The organism is uncultured Alistipes sp. (genome assembly GCF_963931675.1).
GTDB lineage: Bacteria > Bacteroidota > Bacteroidia > Bacteroidales > Rikenellaceae > Alistipes.
Genome location: NZ_OZ007039.1, coordinates 1,056,507 through 1,075,294, shown reverse-complemented (window position 1 = coordinate 1,075,294; position 18,788 = coordinate 1,056,507). Strand labels below are relative to the sequence as shown.

At 61.8% G+C, this 18,788-nt stretch carries 16 protein-coding genes and 1 other RNA gene; 6 read left to right on the top strand and 11 right to left on the bottom strand.

Features of this window, described 5'->3' with window-relative positions; genetic code table 11:
- Positions 1-5: 5 nt before the first annotated feature.
- From ABGT65_RS04725 to ABGT65_RS04680, 10 genes are all read right to left on the bottom strand, one after another.
- Positions 6-992, bottom strand: a complete 987-nt coding sequence (locus tag ABGT65_RS04725) for a BACON domain-containing protein (RefSeq protein ID WP_346700133.1) — start codon at positions 990-992, stop codon at positions 6-8.
- 620 nt (positions 993-1,612) lie between these two features.
- An RNA gene (gene rnpB / locus ABGT65_RS04720) (RNase P RNA component class A) lies at positions 1,613-2,031 on the bottom strand.
- 104 nt (positions 2,032-2,135) lie between these two features.
- Positions 2,136-3,521: an aldehyde dehydrogenase family protein gene (locus tag ABGT65_RS04715; protein WP_346700131.1), complete on the bottom strand. Its 1,386-nt coding sequence runs from the start codon at positions 3,519-3,521 to the stop codon at positions 2,136-2,138.
- Between the two features lie 12 nt (positions 3,522-3,533).
- Entirely contained in the window at positions 3,534-4,343 is an 810-nt protein-coding gene (locus ABGT65_RS04710; RefSeq protein ID WP_346700130.1) for an SDR family oxidoreductase, read from the bottom strand.
- Complete coding sequence (locus ABGT65_RS04705) at positions 4,340-5,386, bottom strand: VWA domain-containing protein (RefSeq protein ID WP_346700129.1); 1,047 nt, start codon at positions 5,384-5,386, stop codon at positions 4,340-4,342. Before ABGT65_RS04705 ends, ABGT65_RS04710 begins: the two co-directional genes overlap by 4 nt.
- Before the next feature lie 13 nt (positions 5,387-5,399).
- Positions 5,400-6,389, bottom strand: a complete 990-nt coding sequence (locus ABGT65_RS04700; protein WP_346700127.1) for a VWA domain-containing protein — start codon at positions 6,387-6,389, stop codon at positions 5,400-5,402.
- A 13-nt stretch (positions 6,390-6,402) separates the two neighbouring features.
- Positions 6,403-7,185, bottom strand: a complete 783-nt coding sequence (locus tag ABGT65_RS04695; protein WP_346700126.1) for a tetratricopeptide repeat protein — start codon at positions 7,183-7,185, stop codon at positions 6,403-6,405.
- 5 nt (positions 7,186-7,190) lie between these two features.
- Positions 7,191-8,153: a hypothetical protein gene (locus tag ABGT65_RS04690; protein ID WP_346703054.1), complete on the bottom strand. Its 963-nt coding sequence runs from the start codon at positions 8,151-8,153 to the stop codon at positions 7,191-7,193.
- A gap of 29 nt (positions 8,154-8,182) precedes the next feature.
- Positions 8,183-9,067: a DUF58 domain-containing protein gene (locus ABGT65_RS04685; protein ID WP_346700125.1), complete on the bottom strand. Its 885-nt coding sequence runs from the start codon at positions 9,065-9,067 to the stop codon at positions 8,183-8,185.
- A gap of 2 nt (positions 9,068-9,069) precedes the next feature.
- Positions 9,070-10,068, bottom strand: a complete 999-nt coding sequence (locus ABGT65_RS04680; protein WP_346700123.1) for a MoxR family ATPase — start codon at positions 10,066-10,068, stop codon at positions 9,070-9,072.
- 405 nt (positions 10,069-10,473) lie between these two features.
- Here ABGT65_RS04680 and ABGT65_RS04675 point away from each other — a divergent pair, with 405 nt between their 5' ends.
- The 6 genes from ABGT65_RS04675 (at position 10,474) to ABGT65_RS04650 (ending at position 18,040) form a co-directional block, all read left to right on the top strand.
- The gene (locus tag ABGT65_RS04675) at positions 10,474-13,110 is read left to right on the top strand and encodes a UvrD-helicase domain-containing protein (protein ID WP_346700121.1); all 2,637 of its coding nucleotides are present in this window, start codon (positions 10,474-10,476) and stop codon (positions 13,108-13,110) included.
- 5 nt (positions 13,111-13,115) lie between these two features.
- Positions 13,116-14,096, top strand: coding sequence for a glycosyltransferase (locus ABGT65_RS04670; RefSeq protein ID WP_346700119.1), 981 nt, complete (start codon positions 13,116-13,118; stop codon positions 14,094-14,096).
- On the top strand, positions 14,093-14,746 hold the full coding sequence (nth, locus tag ABGT65_RS04665) for an endonuclease III (RefSeq protein ID WP_346700117.1): 654 nt from the start codon (positions 14,093-14,095) through the stop codon (positions 14,744-14,746). Before ABGT65_RS04670 ends, nth begins: the two co-directional genes overlap by 4 nt.
- 180 nt (positions 14,747-14,926) lie before the next feature.
- On the top strand, positions 14,927-15,958 hold the full coding sequence (locus ABGT65_RS04660) for a DHH family phosphoesterase (protein ID WP_346700115.1): 1,032 nt from the start codon (positions 14,927-14,929) through the stop codon (positions 15,956-15,958).
- A 5-nt stretch (positions 15,959-15,963) separates the two neighbouring features.
- Positions 15,964-16,851 (top strand): LysR family transcriptional regulator, encoded by an 888-nt coding sequence (locus tag ABGT65_RS04655; protein ID WP_346700113.1) that lies wholly within the window; start codon positions 15,964-15,966, stop codon positions 16,849-16,851.
- A 103-nt stretch (positions 16,852-16,954) separates the two neighbouring features.
- On the top strand, positions 16,955-18,040 hold the full coding sequence (locus ABGT65_RS04650; RefSeq protein WP_346700111.1) for a YeiH family protein: 1,086 nt from the start codon (positions 16,955-16,957) through the stop codon (positions 18,038-18,040).
- A 132-nt stretch (positions 18,041-18,172) separates the two neighbouring features.
- On the opposite strand, the gene ABGT65_RS04645 is transcribed toward ABGT65_RS04650, so the two are convergent.
- On the bottom strand, positions 18,173-18,742 hold the full coding sequence (locus tag ABGT65_RS04645; protein WP_346700109.1) for a GNAT family N-acetyltransferase: 570 nt from the start codon (positions 18,740-18,742) through the stop codon (positions 18,173-18,175).
- Between the last annotated feature and the right edge of the window lie 46 nt (positions 18,743-18,788).

Below are 18,788 nucleotides of genomic sequence, written 5' to 3'. Positions count from 1 at the left end.
CCAGTTTAGTTGCGGGGCGCCTTGACCATCTTGATGTTGTCGAGGTACCAGCGGTGGTATCCCGATTGTCCGAATTGAGTGGAGCGTATGACGATTTGCGAACGGTCGGAGACGCCGTAGAGCGTAACCTTCATGCTTACCCACTGGTTCCAGGAGGTGACGCTCGACATGGTGAGCGCATCGCTGGTCTTGGAGGTGGGGCCGTCGACGGTTCCCGGGCCTTCGTAGACCTCGACGGTCACCGATGTGTCGTCGATGCCGCGGAGCGTGATGTCGGATCCCGAGCCGTCGATCGAGACGACCGGAGCAGCATCGAAGGTCAGCGTGACGGTCGAGGATTTCTCCTTCTCGATGTACTTGCCCATGTCGATGGCCAGTCCGTTCTGCTGGTTGTTCTTGCCCATCTTGAAGTAGTGCTTGGCCATGTAGAAGGCATTGCCGGCGTAGTTGTACTCGCTGTAGCCCATCTCTTCAAACTTGGCCACGGCTTCGGCCTCGTTGCGGACAGGTTTTGTGGAGCCCTGGTCGGGGAACTGTACCTGGTCTTCGCCTCCGAACTGTTCGCACCATGCGAAGTCGTCCTCGAGGTAGACATGGCCGATCTCCAGCCCGTCGTCGGTGTCGGGGTCGAGCGTCTGGGTTACGGTTACGGTTTCAGTCAGCTCTTCGCTCGTCACCGAGAGGTAGGCGGTGCGGGGTTTTCCGGTATCGTTGGATTCGACATCGAGTACGACCGTCACCCGGCCTTTCCCGACGGGTTTGTCGACCGATAGCCAGTCGGCTGAGGAGGTGATGGTATAGCCGCGGTTGGCCAGGATGTCCAACGTGGCCTTTGATCCGGTACTCAGCGTTCCGGTCTGGATGACCTCCACGCTGACCTTGCTCACGATGAGCCTGGCAGCCGCATCTTTTGCCTTGTCCTCGATGCAGGAGGATGCAAGCAGACCGATGAGGAGCGCAGGAAGCAACATGCGTAAAAATGTTTTCTTCATAGGTTGGCAAGTTTTGGTTTGTGATATGGATTGAGAAATGTTAAAAAAATTACAAATCGTAAGTCGGGCTCATTGCTTTGCAAAATTATCTATTTTATGAAAGGCGGGAAAGTGCAATACCTGATAATATAGATCAATTCATCTTATTATGCATTTATAATCAGTGCCTTGTGTCTATATATTCCCGGTCGTTATATAGACGTATGGACTTGTGTTTGGGCAGGAAAATCCTCTTTGAAAGTTTTTTTTGTCGACGGATTGGGTTTATACGGGGCTTTTCATATTTCATATCGAAATATGATTGAAATCGTGTTGAAACGATATTGAAATGTGCCGTTTTGATGAAGGGCGTATATCGGGATACCTTCCGAAGCGGGAAGTTCGGGATAACTGAATGGCGGAGCAGGCCGATGAACCGGCAGGCAAATTGTTTCGGAAAGGACTTCTAGGTGGCGGGCGATTGTCCCGGCGGAGGTTGTGCGGCGGGAGGATGGCCGGAGCGGCGGATTTCTTTGGGAGGAACTTTCGGGAAGCGGGGATTGTCCCGGCGGGAGGTTGCGTGAGGGGCGGTGCGTTCGATTGAAAAAGGGCGCCCTTGCCATGCGGAAGGACGCCCTTGGTAACGTGCAGGCCCTGTAAGCCGGGTTCTGTTCCCGAAGCGGACTTCGGGCCCCTGTCATTTATCTACGACGGCAGTCACCTGCCGCCTCCAGCAACCTACCCCCCGGCATCGGGCGAGCAACCCTTCATTGCCGGTATACATGGTCTTGCAACCCACGGGACGTACGGCCGGATGACATCACTGCCTCCGCGGTGGGCTCTTACCCCGCCTTTTCACCCTTGCCGATCGGAAATTCCAGGTTTCGGTGCCGCACGCCTTTCGGCCTGTCGGCCCCACCCGGACGCCTTTACCGGCGGTTGTTTTCTGTTACGCTCCCATGACCTTACGGCCATCAAGCCGTTAGCTTGCGTGGCGCTCTGTGTTGCCCGGACTTTCCTCTCCCGGCCAGCGGCCGGCAGCGACAGAGCGGGCCTGCGGGGCAAAGATAGGGAATTTTCGGAAAAGTTTGTGCTTCCCGTTCTGGGAATCTGTCGTTGGAGAGCTGCGGCGACGGATGGGTACGCCTTCGCAGCCCGCGTTCGCTATAAAATCTTCTTTACCCACCGGAATCCCTTATAAGGCGGGTAACGGAACGGGAGGTCGAACTTTTGCGGGGCGCAGACGAGGGCCCGGCGGTGGGAAAAGGCGTCGAAACTCTCACGTCCGTGGTAGCGGCCCATCCCGGAGTTTCCCACGCCGCCGAAGGGCAGCTGGTCGTTGGCGATGTGCATGATCGTGTCGTTGAGGCATGCTCCGCCCGACGAGGTGTGGAGCAACACGCGCTCCCCCTGCTTTTCGGGTCCGAAGTAATAGAGCGCCAGCGGTTTCTCGCGCGCAGTAATAAAGTCAATGGCCTCCTGTGTCTCGTCGAAGAGCAACTCGGGCAGCACGGGACCGAAAATCTCCTCCTGCATGACCGGCGATGCGGGGTCGACCTCTTCGAGGAGCGTCGGTTCGATATAGCGTTCTGCAGCGTCGGTGTCTCCTCCGATCGTGATACGACCTTGTGAGAGGTATCCCGAGACTCGTTCGAAGGCCCGGGCGTTGACAATGCGTACGAAATAGGGGCTTTTCCGGGCATCGTCGCCGTGGAGTTCGCGCAGCGCCTGGGCATAGGCTTTGCGGAAAGGCTCCTGCAGCGAACGGTGGAGCAGCAGGTAGTCGGGGGCGATGCAGGTTTGTCCGGCGTTGAGGGTCTTGCCCCAGGCGATGCGGCGGGCGGCGACGGTGATATCGGCTCCGCGGTCGACGATGCAGGGGCTCTTGCCGCCCAGTTCCAGCACGACGGGCGTCAACGTACGCGCTGCGGCTTCCATGACCTGCCGTCCGAGGTCAGGGCTTCCGGTGAAGAAGATCACATCCCAACGCATGTCGAACAACTGGCGGTTCACCACGCGGTTGCCCTGCACGACGACGACATACTCCTCGTCGAAAATCTCCCGGATCATCGCCTCGATCGTCCGGGCGACGGTCGGCGTGTAGGGCGAGGGCTTCAGCAGGGCGGTACACCCGGCCGAGATGGCACCGACCAGGGGATTGAGCAACAGCTGCACGGGATAGTTCCACGGTGCGACGATCAGCGCCTGCCCGAGGGGTTCCGAGAGGATACGGCTCTTCGACGGCAGGAGTTTCATCGGCGTCGGCCTCCGTTCGGGTCGCATCCACGCCTTGAGGTGGCGCAGGTGGTTGCGGATTTCGCCGCGCACGATGCTGATTTCCGTAAGGTAAGCCTCCTCGGGTGATTTGTGCAAGTCCTGCCACAAGGCATCACAGAGACGCTTCTCCCAGTTGACCATCGCGGCGTCGAACCGCCGGAGCATCGTGCGGCGGAATGCTTCGGGAAGCGTCGCTCCCTGTCGGAAGTAGGCTTTCTGGGCCGCTGCGAGTGCCGTAATGCGTTCGGAGGGGGTATTTTCGAGAGTTGCCATGTGTGTAAGCGGTTATTTTCGTCCGGTAAAGTGGTCCATCGTGTGGTAGATGCCCGCCCAGTGGCCGATGATGCAGTCGAACCACGAGGTCGGCAGTACCCCCTGCGCCAGGCGGATCAGGTGGAATCCCCAGGGGATTCCGCGGAAATCGCGGTTGCGTTCGATGGCGCGGATGATCTTCCGGGCGGTCTTCTCGGGGTCGAGGATCGGCACGAGGCGCGAACGCACGCCGCGGAACAAGCCCGTGTCGATGTAGTAGGGGGCGACGGTCGTGACGTGTACGCCGCTGCGGGCCTCCTGCAGCTCGATGCGCAGGGAGTCGGACCATCCGATGACGGCCCATTTGCTGGCGGCATAGACCGACATGCGGGGGTTCGAGATCATGCCTGCGGCCGAGGCGATGTTGCAGACGTGCCCCTCGTTGCGGGCGATCATGCCCGGGAGCACCTCCCGGGCGAGGAGCATCGGGGCCGAGGCGTTGACGGCCATCGTGCGTTCGATCTCCGCGACGCTCTGCTGCTCGAAGGTCTTGTTGCCGGTGATGATGCCGGCGCAGTTGATCAGGATGCCGACCTCGCCGCATTCGCGGCAGGTCCGCGTGAAGGTGTCGGCCACCTGCTGCGGATCGGAGACGTCGACGCGGTATCCGGCCGTACGCTCCGGGGCGCCGTATGCGGCGAGCGAGGCGGCGATGTTCTGTTCGTTGAGGTCCCAGACGACCACCTTGCGCGCCCCTTTTTCGAGGGCCAGCCGTCCCATGATGCGCCCGATGCCCGAACCGGCACCGGTGATCAACACGCATTTATCCTTAATCCGGGTCATAACGGGTTTCCAGAGTCCTGTTTTTCACGAAAAATGTTCAGGTGCGCCAGCACCGGGTTCCGGCGGTCGAGGATCAGGAACTCCGCCAGCAGCAGCACCAGCGCGGCGATCAGCAGATACTGATATTGTTCGTTGAACTCCTCGAAGCGGATCGTCGAGAGTTCGGTCTGCTCCATCTCGTTGATGGCCTTGACGATCTCGTCCAGCCCGATCGACTGCTTCGTGGCGCGCACGTAGGCTCCGCCGGTGATGTCGGCGATTTGGGCGAGCATCTCCTCGTTGAGTTTCGAGACGACCATCTCGCCGTTTTCATCCTTGATGAACTCTCCTCCGATCTGAATCGGGGCGCCCTCGGGGGTTCCGATTCCGATCGTGAAGATCCGCACGCCCTGTTGGGCGGCGCGTTCGGCGACGGCGATGGCGTCGTCCTCGTGGTTTTCACCGTCGGTGATGAGGATGATGACCCTTCCGTGGCTCTGCTCCGTGTTGCTGGAGAAGGCCAGCAGTGCCTGTTCCAGGGCCTTTCCGATGGCCGTGCCCTGCACCGCGACCAGCGAGGGGTCGATCTTCCGGGCGAAGGCCCTTGCCATGCGGTAGTCCGACGTGATGGGCAGTTGCACCTTGGGTTCTCCGGCGAAGACGACCAGTCCGACCCGATCCTGCTGCAAGCCCTCGAAGAGTTTGCCGATGGCGTATTTGGTCCGTTCGAGGCGGTTGGGTTCGAAATCCTCGGCGAGCATCGAGTTCGAGACGTCCACCGTGAGCATCATTTCGATTCCCCGGGTCTTCTCCTCGCGGAGTTTCGACCCGAACTGGGGGCGTGCCGCGGCGAGGATCAGGCACAGGAGGGCGAGGCTGAAGAGAATGAAGCGGAGGGTTACGCGCCCGGTCGAGACTTCGGGCGTCAACTCCTTCAGGATGGCCGGATGCCCGAACCGTTCGAGTCTTTTGCGGCGCCGGTGCGCGGCGAGCCAGAAGAGCGCCGCGAAGAGCGGCAGCACCACGAGAAGCCAGAGATATTGCGGGTTTGCGAATCGGAACATGACGGAGCGGTTTTTACGGGATGCGTTTCAGAACGAGGTTCGAGAGGAGGAACTCCAGGGCGAGAAGCCCTATGGCCGCGAGCACCCAGTGGAGGAACAACTCGTGGTAGGAGATGTGTTCGAAGACCTCGACCTTGCTCTTTTCGAGTTGGTTGATTTCGTCGTAGATGGCCTTGAGCTTGGCGTTGTCCGTGGCTCGGAAGTATTTTCCGCCGGTCATTTCGGCCATGGCCGTGAGGGTTTTCTCGTCGATTTCGACCTTCTGCTTGACGTAGGTGATGTTTCCGAACATGTCCACGGCCGGGTAGGGGGCCATGCCCCTCGTTCCCACGCCGATCGTATAGACGCGGATGTTCTGGGCCTTGGCGATCTCGGCGGCGGTCAGGGGGGTGATCTCGCCGCGGTTGTTCACGCCGTCGGTGAGCAGGATCACGACCTTCGACTTGGCGTCGCTTTCGCGCAGGCGGTTGATGGCCGTGGCGAGCCCGTTTCCGATGGCCGTACCGCTGTCGTCGATCAGTCCGCTGCGGATCCGCGACAGCAGGGTCTGGAGCGTGCTCTGGTCGGTCGTCAGGGGGCTTTGCGTGAAGGCCTCGGCGGCGAAGGCCACCAGTCCGATGCGGTCGCCGTAACGGTCTGCGATGAAAGATCCGGCGACCTCCTTGGCGGCCGTGATGCGGTCGGGCTGGAAGTCCCGGGCCAGCATCGAGGCCGAGACGTCGATGGCCAGCATGATGTCGATGCCCTCGGTGTTGGTCGAGGTGTTCTGTTCGACGTCCTGCGGGCGCGCCAGTGCGACGACGAGCAGGGCGAAGGCTGCCGTGCGGAGAGCAAAGGGCAGATGGCGCAGGTAGTAGCGCACCGTGCGCGGGGCGTTCGCCACGCCGCGGATGCTCGAAATCTGGATGGCGGCACCTCCCTGCAGGGTCCGCCACACGTAGTAGCCGATCATCGGGGCGATGAGTACGAGCAGCCACAGATAATAGGGTGAAGCGAAATGCATGGTTTACGACTTTTTACCAGTTTTTCTTGCCGCGGACCACGACGCCCTTGGCCTTCTCCTTGAGTTTCTCCTGGGTCTTGTCCTCCTGGGCCTGGATGGCGTCGAGCATCTGCTCCTGCTCTTGCGGGGAGATGCCCGAAGGGGTCGGTTGACCCTCGCCCTGTTCCTGTTGATCGGGTTTCCCGTTTTGATCCTGCGGGTTCTGGCCCTGATTCTGCTGGTCCTGGTCCTGCTGATCCTGTTTTTGGTCCTGATTCTGGTTCTGACCCTGGTTTTGCTGCTGTTGGTTCTGCTGGTCCTGCTGGTTCTGATCCTGGTTCTGGTTTTGCTGGTCGTTCCCGCCGCCACCGTTCTGATCCTGATCCAGCAGCCGCTTGGTGTAGGCGTAGTTGTACTTGGCCTCCATGTCCGCGGGGTTGAGGCGCAGCGACTGCTTGTAACTTTCGAGGGCCTCCTTGTACTTCTGCTGCTTGAACTGGGCGTTCCCGAGGTTGTAGAAGGCTTCGGCACGCTCGGCATCGGAGCGCAGCGAATCGGCCGCGGCCTGCACCATGGTCTGTTCGGCGCGGTCGAAGCGTTCGGCCTTGTAGAGCGCGTTCCCGAGGTTGTAGGTCGCCTCGAACTGTCCCGGGGCGGCCTTCAGGGCCTCCTCGTAGCGGCCGATCGACGCTTCGTACTCCCCCTTGTTGTACTGCCGGTTCCCCTTGCGGACGAGCGAGCGTTCGGGCAGCCGCTGGGCCTGAACCCCGGCGGCGGCAAACAGGAACAGGAGCGTGATTGAAAGTATCCTGTGCATCGTAGTTACATTTGGTTCGACATCGGATCGGGCTCCGCGGGGCTTTCGGTCTCCTCGACGAGTTTGGTCTCCTCGACGAAGTAGTAGGCCTTCAGGTAGTCCGATTCGTTCTGTTCGGCTTCGGGCATTGCCTTGGCGAACTTCACCAGGTCGGCATCGCGCAGGATTGCCGTGAGGTCCATCCGAGCCTTGTCCGGAAGCTCCTCGCCGCGCATCGCCTCGATGATCTCGTCGGAGGTCATCTCCATGGCGCCGATGCCCCAGCGTGCGGCGATATAGGTTCGCAGGATGTCCGTCAGCCCCGAATAGTATTGCTTGTGGCGGTTGTTCTGCCAGAGTTTCTGGTTGTGGAGCGTTTCGAGGGCCTGGATGGCTGCGACGTGCGGAGGCAGGGGCGGGGCGGACTTGAAGAGGTCTCCGAAACCCTTTCCGCGTTTGGCCAGCCAGCGGTGGAGTCCGTAGGCTGCGGCGGCGAGGAGCAGCAGTGCGAAAATCCCCCAGGTGATGTATCCCTGGATCTCGCGGAGCTGGAAGGGCAGCGTCTTCTGGGCCTTGAGGTCGTAGATCGACTGTGAGGTGGAGTCGATCTGGAAGGTGGCGACTTCGAGGTAGAGCGAGTCGCGGCTATGGAGCGTATCGAGGATGTTCTTGTCGGCGTAGAGGACCTGTGCGACCCCGAGGTTGTACTTGCCCTCGTCGAAGGCGGCCAGGCGGTAGCGCTTGCGGAGTTTGAGGTGCCTTCCGTCGCGTTCGAGCGTATCCACGGGGCAGCTTTCGACGAGTTCGATCTTTCCGTCGCGGGGCTCGAAGACCGGGAAGTCGACCACCTGCACGAGATCCTTTTCGACGTCGATCACGTAGTCGAATCGGTCGCCGATCATGATGCTGTCGGGCTCGATGCGGGCCGTTACCACGGGGGTCTCCTGCGCCCGGGCGGGGAGGGCCGTGAAGGCCGCGAGGAGCAGCATCCCGGACAGGGTTGTAGCAAAGCGTCGTTTCATCGTTGTTTGAACAGTTTCATCAGTTCGGCCACGTAATCGCCGTCGGTGGAGATCGTCGCCGTGTCGATACGGTTGTGTTTGAGTGTCGAGTCGATCTCGTCGCTGAGTTGTCGCCAGGTTTCGGCATAGTGGTCGCGCACGGCGCGCGAGGAGGTGTCGACCCAGACCTTGCGGCCGCTTTCGGCGTCGCGCAGTTCGACGATGCCCACGTCGGGGAGTTCCGTTTCGCGGGGGTCGTAGACGCGGATGCCGACCAGGTCGTGCTTGCTTCCGGCGATCTTCAGGGCATCGTCCAGGGCGTCGCGGTCGCCCGAGGAGTCCATGAAGTCCGAGAGGATGAAGGTCGTGCAGTGCTTCTTGTTGACGTTCGTGAGGAAGCGGATCGGCTCGGAGAGCTTCGTCCCCGCGGATTCGGGACGGAATCCGATCAGTTCGCGGATGATCATCAGGATATGGCTGCGGCCCTTCTTCGGGGGTATGAACTTCTCGACACGGTCCGAGAAGAAGATGCAGCCCACCTTGTCGTTGTTCTGTGCGGCGGAGAAGGCCAGCACGGCGGCGATTTCGGTGATGATGTTCTTCTTCAGGCGGTCCGTCGAGCCGAACAGGCGCGAGGCGGAGACGTCCACGAGGAGCATCATCGTGAGTTCGCGCTCCTCCTCGTAGACCTTGATGTGTGGTTTGCGCGACCGGGCGGTGACATTCCAGTCGATGTCGCGCACGTCGTCGCCGGCGCGGTATTCGCGGACCTCGGAAAACGACATGCCTCGTCCGCGGAAAGCCGTATGGTACTTTCCGGCGAAGATCTCGTTCGACAGACCGCGGGTCTTGATCTCGATCTTGCGGACGCGCTTGAGAATATCGTTCTCGGTCTCCTGCATCGTTAGGGTACGATTACGTTGTTCAGAATATCGGTGATGATCTCCTCGGTGGTGATGTTCTCGGCTTCGGCCTCATAGGTCAGCCCGATACGGTGGCGGAGGACGTCGTGGCAGACGGCGCGCACATCCTCGGGGATGACGTATCCGCGGCGGCGGATGAAGGCGTAGGCGCGGGCGGCCTTGGCCAGGGAGATTGACGCACGGGGCGAGCCTCCGTAGGCGATCAGGTTCTGGAGTTTCTGGAGGTTGTACTCGGCGGGTTCGCGGGTGGCGAAGATGATGTCGACGATGTACTTTTCGATCTTCTCGTCCATGTATACGTCCTCGACGACCTTGCGGGCCTTGACGATGTCCTCGGGGGTGATGACCTTGTTGACCTGGGGCATTCCGGCTCCCGAGAGGTTCATGCGCACGATGTCGCGCTCCTCCTGTTTCTTGGGGTAGGAGATCTTGGCCTTGAGCATGAAACGGTCGACCTGGGCTTCGGGCAGGGGATAGGTACCCTCCTGTTCGAGGGGGTTCTGGGTGGCGAGCACCAGGAAGGGCTGCGGCAGCGGATAGGTGTTGTCTCCGATGGTCACCTGGCGCTCCTGCATGGCTTCGAGCAGGGCCGACTGCACCTTGGCCGGCGAACGGTTGATCTCGTCGGCGAGGACGAAATTGGCGAAGATGGGGCCTTTGCGGACGACGAAATCCTCGCTTTTCTGCGAGTAGATGAGCGTACCGATGAGGTCGGCGGGCAGCAGGTCGGGGGTGAACTGGATGCGGGAGAATCCGGCGTCGACAGCCTTGGCCAGCGTGGTGATGGCCAGGGTTTTGGCCAGTCCGGGGACTCCTTCGAGGAGGATGTGCCCGTTGGAGAGCAGGCCGATCAGCAGCGTGTCGACCAGATGGCTCTGGCCCACGATGACCTTGCCCATTTCGGTACGGAGCGTATCGACGAAGACCGATTCGCGTTCGATTCGCTCATTGAGTTCCTTGATGTTGATGACTTCGCTCATTTGTCTATGTTAAGTTTGTTTCGGATCATCTGCAGCATCCCGGCGGTGAACCGTCTCTCCATTTTGGGTCCGCAACGTTCGTGCCCTTTCCGACGGGTTTCCCGGGGGCGGGACAAGGAGCACGGACACGAAGCCTCGGGCGGACAGGGAGCCGGGGGTTCGATCGGGATGGCGGGTGTTGTCGCTACATTTTTAACGATTCGAATGCAAAGATATTATTTTCTTTGAAAAAATATCTGCTTTTCGGGGTCGGATTCCGGTACAGGGCCTTTTTTGCCGCCGGATTCCCCCTTTTCGGACGGGTGGGGAATCGTCGGGCGGGACCCCTCCGGCGTGCGGGATCACCCGGGAGAAAATAGGGGTGCGTGCGGGATTTTTCGTCGATTTCTTATTACCTTTGCGGACATGGAATCCAACGAATCACCGATATTGCAGGGCCTGAACCCGGCGCAGCGTGCGGCCGTGGAGAATTACGACTCTCCGTCGCTCATCATTGCGGGTGCGGGCTCGGGGAAGACCCGGGTGCTGACCTCGCGCATCGCCTACATGATCGAGCAGGGCGTCAAGCCGTGGAACATTCTGGCGCTGACCTTCACGAACAAGGCCGCCGAGCAGATGCGCGAGCGCATTGCCGGGATGCTGCCCGACAACCGCAGCCGCTACATCCGCATGGGAACCTTCCACTCGGTTTTTTCGCGCATCCTGCGTGAGAATGCCGAAAGGATCGGATTCCCCGAGTCGTTCACGATCTACGACTCGGCGGACAGCCGCAACCTGCTGAAGACCATTATCCGGGAGTTGAGCCTTCCGGACGAGAAGTACAGGCCGAACTCGATCGCCTCGCGGATCTCGCTGGCCAAGAACAAGCTCATCACGCCGGGTGCCTACCTGGCCAACACGTCGCTGGCGACCGAGGACCGCCAGATGCAGATCCCCGAGTTCGGGAACATCTACAACATCTACTGCCAGCGCTGCAAGCGCAACGGCGCGATGGATTTCGACGACCTGCTGCTGCAGACGAACATCCTCCTCAGGGACTGCCCCGACGTGCTGGCGCGCTACCAGGAGCAGTTTCAGTATATTCTGGTCGACGAGTATCAGGACACCAACTATGCGCAGTACGTCATCATCCGGCGGTTGTCGCAGCACCACTCGAAGGTGTGCGTCGTGGGTGACGATGCGCAGTCGATCTACTCGTTCCGCGGCGCGAAGATCGAGAACATCCTCTCGTTCCGCAACGACTACCCCGATGCGAAGGTCTTCAAGCTGGAGCAGAACTACCGCTCGACGCGGACGATCGTCGAGGCGGCCAACTCGGTGATCGAGCACAACTCGAAGCGCATGGAGAAGAAGTGCTTCTCGGAGGGCGACCGGGGCGAAAAGATCCGCATCCTGAAGGCCTACACGGACCGGGAGGAGGCGGAGATGGTGGTTTCGGACCTGCGCGACAAGGTGCGCGGGGCGGGTGACGAGTGGTCGGAGGCGGTGATCCTCTACCGCACGAACAACCAGTCGGCCGTGCTGGAGGACAACCTCCGGCGGCGCGGCATCCCCTACCGGATCTACAAGGGTTCGTCGTTCTACGACCACAAGGAGGTGAAGGACCTGATGGCCTATATCCGGCTGGTGATCAACCCGCGCGACGACGAGGCGTTCCGGCGGATCGTCAACTGCCCGGCGCGGGGGATTGGCAACACGACCGTGCAGCGGATCGCCGACCTGGCCGGGCAGCGGGGCGTCTCGATGTGGGAGGCGGTCGATGCGCTGACGGCCGAACCGGCAGCGGATCCCGTGCAGCGGACCATCGCGCGCAAGGTCGCGGAGTTCGTGGCGATGATCCGTTCGCTGTCGCTCTCCCGTAACGACAAGGGTCTCTACGATTTCGGTCTGGAGGTGGCCACGCGCTCGGGGCTGCTTGCCGCCTACCGGGCCGAGAACACCCCGGAGGCGGCCTCGGCGCTGGACAATATCGAAGAGCTGTTGAACTCGATGCAGGAGTTCAAGGAGCGCTGTGACGCCGAGATCCGCAACGGCGAGCGTCAGCCCGAGGAGGAGGCGACCGTCGAGGAGTGGCTGCAGGGGATGATGCTGATGTCGGACATGGACAAGGACGACCCCGAGAGCAGCAACAAGGTGACGCTGATGACGGTCCATTCGGCCAAGGGGCTCGAATACAAATATGTCTATATCGTGGGTTTGGAGGAGAACCTCTTTCCCTCGCAGCGGGCGGCCGAATCGCCCGACGGTATCGAGGAGGAGCGGCGTCTGTTCTACGTGGCGCTGACCCGTGCGAAGGTTGCGGCGACGATCTCCTACGCCGAGATGCGCTTCCGCTGGGGCAACATGGAGTTTTCGCGTCCGAGCTGCTTCCTGCGGGAGATCGACCCGCGTTATGTCGAGACGGAGGTCGATCTGGGTGAAGAGCGGATGCCGCGCCCGGGCGCCGACGGCGCGTCGGCCATCGACGAGTTGCGCCGCCGCTTCGACTACCGCTTCCAGCAGAAACAGCAGACCTCGCGCTTCGGCGGCAACACTCCGTCGAACGGTTTCGGGGGTCGCGGCGGCGCGGCATCCGGAGGCGGTTCGGGCTCCTACGGCCGCGGCGGGAATTACGGCGGCGCTTCCGGGTCCGGCCGCGGGAATTACGGCGGCGGCAACTACGGGGGATCCGGCTCGCGCAGCGGCGGTTTCGGAACCCCTTCGGACGGCGAATCGGGCCCGGCCCGGCGTTTCCCGCGTACTTCCCAGCCCCAATCTTCGCGGACGTCGCTCCGCCCGACGGCTCCGGACCCGGCCCTGGTGCAGCCCCTGCGCCCCTCGACCGAAGGGATGCGGCGCCTCGGCGTACGTCCGGCGGGCGGGAGCGGCAGCCTCTCTGCGAGTGAATACACGGTCGGACAGCGGGTCGAGCATCCGATGTTCGGTGTCGGGATTGTGGAACGCATCGAGACCCTCGCCACGGATCATAAATTAGTGGTGCGCTTCGACCATGCGGGCGAGAAGACCCTGCTGGCGAAGTTTGCCAAACTGACCAAACTTTGACGACGATGAACCCTCAGCGACCTGGAATAAACCCTCAAGAGACGTCGGCCACCCCGCTGGTCTCGGTCTGCATGACGACCTACAACCACGAAGCCTACCTGTCCCGGGCCATCGAGAGCGTCCTGGCGCAGGAGACCGCGTTCGATGTGGAGCTGGTCCTGGGCGAGGACTGCAGCACCGACGCCACGCGGTCGATCTGCGAAGACTATGCGGCACGCTATCCGGACCGGATCCGGCTGGTGACCTCGGCGGAGAATGTCGGTTGGCGGGTCAACTACCGGCGGACGTTCGAGGCGTGCCGGGGGAAGTACGTGGCCTACCTCGACGGTGACGACTGGTGGAGCGACCCGCGGAAACTGCAGAAACAGGCCGACGTGCTGGAGGCCGACCCGGGGTGCGGGATGTGCTATACGGCGGCAGAACGCTTCTGGGCCGCGGAGAACCGCACGGAGCCCGATTACCCGGCCCATTACACCGATTTCGACCACTTGTCCTACAGCCTGACGATCTGCAATTGCGCGACGCTGGCGCGCCGCGAGTTGATCGCCCGCTACTATGCGGAGGTGCGCCCCGAGGAGCACCCCGAGTGGCTGACCGGCGATGCGCCGATGTGGCTGTGGTTCTCGGTCCGGAGCCGCATCGCCTTCCTCCCGGACACGACGGCCGTGCACCGGCGGCTTCCCGACAGCGTGAGCCACAGCCGTGCCTATCAGCGGCAGATCGCCTTCAGCGATTCGATTCTCGACATCGATCTCTGGTTCGAGGCGCATTACGGGACGGGCCGCAACCGTTTCCGGCTGGAGCGTCGGCGCGCTTCCGTGGCGTGGTGGGTGCTGTCGTGGAATGGCGGGGTCGGGGAGTATCTCGCGCGTTGGTGGCGTGATGTACGCCGCTGTCCGCGGCTGCTGTTCTGCCCCGAAGGCCCCGGGCTGCTGGCCAAGAAAATCTTGTTCCGCCGCGATAAAAACAACAGGAAGAACCGATGAAAACAAAAGAGCGTTACGACGGTATCCTCGCCTGGTTTCAGGAGCATAAACCAGTAGCCGAGAGCGAGTTGCACTACGAAAGTCCCTATCAGCTGCTGGTGGCGGTGGCCCTCTCGGCACAGTGTACCGACAAACGGGTCAACATGACCACTCCGGCGCTGTTCGAAGCCTTCCCGACGCCGCAGGCGATGGCCGCGGCCACGGCCGAGGAGATCTACCCCTACATCCGAAGCATCTCCTACCCGAACAACAAGGCGCGGAATCTGGCCGCCATGGCCCGCAAGCTTTGTGAGGAGTTCGGCGGGGAGGTGCCGAGCGACCTGCAGGCGCTGCAGACGCTGCCGGGCGTCGGGCGCAAGACGGCCAACGTGCTGGGGGCGGTGCTGTGGCAGAAGGAGGTGATGCCGGTCGACACGCATGTCTTCCGGGTTTCGGAGCGGTTGGGCCTGACGACGCGCTCGAAGACCCCGCTGCAGACCGAACTGACGCTCGAAAAGAACATTCCGAAACACCTGCTGCCCATCGCGCACCATTGGCTGATCCTCCACGGACGCTACGTCTGCACGGCGCGCTCCCCGAAGTGCGCGGAGTGCGGGCTGACGACCTGGTGCCGCAAATACGCCGCCGATCACCGGTCGCCGCGATCCTGAATTTTTCGAGAGAGGGGGGGATGCGGCCGCCGGGGAAGGTGCCGGAACTCCGGTGTCGGCCGCCGCGACCAGGACCCGTGAATCCCCGGGGAACCATTCGCCGGAGGCCTGCCGGCTGCCGGTTTGCGATCTCCCTCTTTTTTTGTATCTTTGCCGGGTCCACCAATGCGAAGTCAGCCGATGGAATTGTCGAAAGATCATATCGAACGCCTGCGGGAACTGCTTGCCCGCCCCGCACAGCGTATCGTCATCCTCTCCCATACCAATCCCGACGGGGATGCCGTCGGATCCTCCCTCGCCTGGGCCGAGGTGCTCCGCGGAATGGGACATGCGGTGACGTGCATCGTACCGAACAAATACCCCTATTTCCTCGACTGGATGCCCGGCATCGAGGAGGTCGTGGTCTTCAAGACCGACACCGAAGGGCGTGCGGCTCGTGCCGTTTCCGAGGCCGACATTTTCTTCTGCCTCGATTTCAATGCCGTTTCGCGGCTCGAAAATCTCAGCGAGACGATCGAGGCCAATACGACGGCCGTGCGGGTGCTGATCGACCACCACCTGTCGCCAGACAAGGGTTTCGACCTGGCCTTTTCGCACCCCGATTCGTCGAGCACCTGCTTCCTGGTCTACAGCATCGTCGAGGCGCTGTGCGGCACGGATGCCATCACGCAGCGCATGGGCGAACTGCTCTACGTCGGGATGATGACCGATACGGGCAACTTCGCCTTTTCGTTCCTCACGCCGGAGCTGTTCCGGGCCGTGGCGGTGCTGGTCGAGAAGGGGGTCCGGATCCCCGACATCCACAACCGCGTCTACAACGCCTATACCGAAGGCCGTGCGCGGCTGTTCGGTTACGCCATCAACCGCAAGATGGAGTTGATCCAGGACGGGACCGTGGCCTACATGTCGCTGCTGGAGCGTGAGATGCGCCGTTTCCAGTTCCAGCAGGGCGACAGCGAGGGTTTCGTGAACTATGCCCTGACGATCAGGAAGGTCAAGATGTCGGCGATGTTCCTGGCCCACCGCAAGTTCATCCGTGTGTCGCTGCGTTCGCGCGGCGATGTGGATGTGAACCTCTTCGCCCGCAGATACTTCAACGGAGGCGGGCACAAGAACGCCGCGGGCGGGAAGTCGTTCGTCTCGATGCAGGAGACCATCGACCATTACGTGCGTTCCGTTGCGGAGTTCGCGGCCGAAGGGCATCTGGGCTGAGCATCATGGACGATTTCCGGCTTCGGGTCTTCATCACGGCGGCGCGCACGCTGAGTTTCACGCGCACGGCCGAGCAGCTCTGCATCTCGCAACCGGCCGTCAGCAAACACGTCGGAGAGCTGGAATCCCGCTATGGGGTGCAATTGTTTACGCGTCGGGGCAGCCGTCTGGAGCTGACCGAGGCGGGGCGCACGCTGCTCGCATCGGCCGAACGTGTGGCCGACGACTACCGCCGCCTGGAGTACGAAATGAGCCTCTGCACGGGCCAGACCGAGGGCGAACTGCGCCTCGGGGCCAGTACGACCATTGCGCAGTACCTGCTGCCGCCGATTCTGGCGCGTTTCACGACGCGTTTTCCGAAAGTGCGGGTTTCGCTGCTCTCGGGCAACAGCGGGCAGGTCGAGCAGGCGTTGGGCGACCATGCCATCGACTTGGGGCTGGTCGAGAGCGTCAGCCGCCGCCAGGGACTTCACTACACACCGTTCCGGGCCGACGAACTGGTGCTGGTGGCGCGCCCGGGCGGGAAGTACGCCCGTACGGAGTCGGTAACGCCCGAAGCGTTGTGCCGGATCCCGCTGGTGCTGCGCGAGAACGGTTCCGGAACGTTGGAGGTGATCATCGCGGCGCTGGCCGACCGTGGAATCCGCCTTTCGCAGCTGAATGTCGTGCTGCGGCTCGGTTCGACGGAGGGGATCAAGGGTTTCGTGCGCCACAGCGACGCGATGGCGATCGTTTCGGCCTTCTCGGTGGTCGACGAACTGCGCAGCGGGGCCCTGCGGATCGTGGATCTGGAGGGCTTGACCCTGTTGCGGGACTTTGTCTTCGTGCACAACGAGGCGCATCCGGCGCGTCTGGTGCGTCAGTTCCTGGATTTCGTCCGGGTCGGGTTCTGAGGCTGTGCTATAACCTGTGGTTATTTCGTATAACGATTTTTTGTTCCGTATTTCGGGAAAAGGTGCGATCTTTGCGGCCGGGAAAATAAAAAGTTATTCTGATATGCTGGAAAAAGGCAACCGGGCCAATACGCTCCACGGTATTCTTCTGATCGCACTCTTCTCTTTTGCAGCCTTCTACATTGCCGAAATCCCCGTCGTCAGGCGGCTCTCGTTCAGCCCGCTGATCGTCGGCATCGTGCTGGGAATGCTCTACGCCAACAGCCTGCGCAACAAACTCCCCGAGACGTGGGTGCCGGGCATCAGGTTCTGTACGAAACAGGTGCTGCGCTGGGGCATCATCCTCTACGGTTTCAGGCTGACGCTGGCGCAGGTTGCGGCCGTGGGAATCCCGGCCGTAGTGGTCGACCTGGTGGTCGTGACGGTCACGATCCTGGGGGGCGTGCTGTTGGGGCGTCTGCTGAAGATCGACCGCGATACGGCGCTGATGACCTCCACGGGCAGCGCCATCTGCGGAGCTGCCGCCGTCCTGGGTGCCGAACCGGTGGTGAAGTGCGAAGGCTACAAGACGGCGATTGCCGTCTCGACGGTAGTGATCTTCGGGACGCTCTCGATGTTCCTCTACCCGGTGATGTATCGCGCGGGGCTGCTCGACGGCATGACCGACACCGAGGTGGCGATCTATACGGGCAGCACGCTGCACGAGGTGGCGCATGTCGCCGGGGCGGGCAACGCCATGGACCCGACCGATTCGCTGGGTATTGCCGCAACGGCCACCATTACGAAGATGATCCGGGTGATGATGCTGGCTCCGGTGCTGGTGGTGATGAGTTTCGCGCTGGCCGGACGGCGCCGCCGGGAGGTTGCCGCCGCACAGGACGCCCGGGCGGAGAAGAGCCGAATCACGATTCCGTGGTTCGCCTTCGGGTTTATCGCGGTGATCTGCCTCAATTCGCTGCTGCAGTCGCTGCTGGGGGTGGCGAGCGTGCGGGAGATCCCGCTCAACGGCGCGATCGAGTATATCGACACCTTCATGCTGACGATGGCCATGACGGCGCTCGGCACGGAGACGAGCCTCGACAAGTTCCGCCAGGCGGGTGCCAAACCCTTCGTGCTGGCCGGATTGCTCTACGTGTGGCTGGTAGTGGGAGGTTACTTCCTGACGAAATACCTGGTGGGCGTGTTGTAGGGTGGAAACGGCCGGCATGACGAATGCGGTCCGTGGGTGAAAACCTGCGGACCGCATTTTTTCGTGGCGTTTTCCCGGCGTTTTCCCGGACACGCTGCCGTTTCGAAATCTTGCCCTTTCGTTCGGGGAGGTTCAGTCGATGCGCGGGAGCTCGGGATGTTCGTGCTCGGAGTAGCGCAGGACCCGTTCGCGGATGAAGTCGGCGAAGCGGCGGGCTTCGTCGTCGGAGAGCGCTCCGGGACGGCTCATCAGCACCAGTCTGTGAGGATGGAAAGGCCGCCGGAACGAAGGATGGGTGTATTCGTGGGGGTTGGCGGTGAATCCCAGCCGTTCGTAGAAGTGGAGCCGCCGGATCGAGATCTCGTCTTCGGGCGGGTCGATCTCCAGGATGACGCGGCGCCCTTCGCAGAAGGCCGCCAGGGCGCGGGACCCGATGTTCTGTCCGCGCAGGAGGGGCGATACGGCGAGGTGTTCGACATAGTGAAATCCGTCGCCTCGCCAATGGAAGAGGATCCCGGCGAAACGGCCGTCGCAGCGGATGGCATCGGCCTCGAAGAGCGGGTCCCTGAAGGCCCGGTCGTAATCGTTTCCGTTCCAGCGTTCGCAGGCCGGGAAGGAGTTTTCGTAGAGTTCCCAGGCTTCGGTCCACGCTTCGTCGAGGCGGGAGCGGAAGGGTATGAATTGCAGTTTTGGTTCCGACATGTTTTTTCGATTTTGCGACAAGATACACGAAATTTTCGGAACTTCC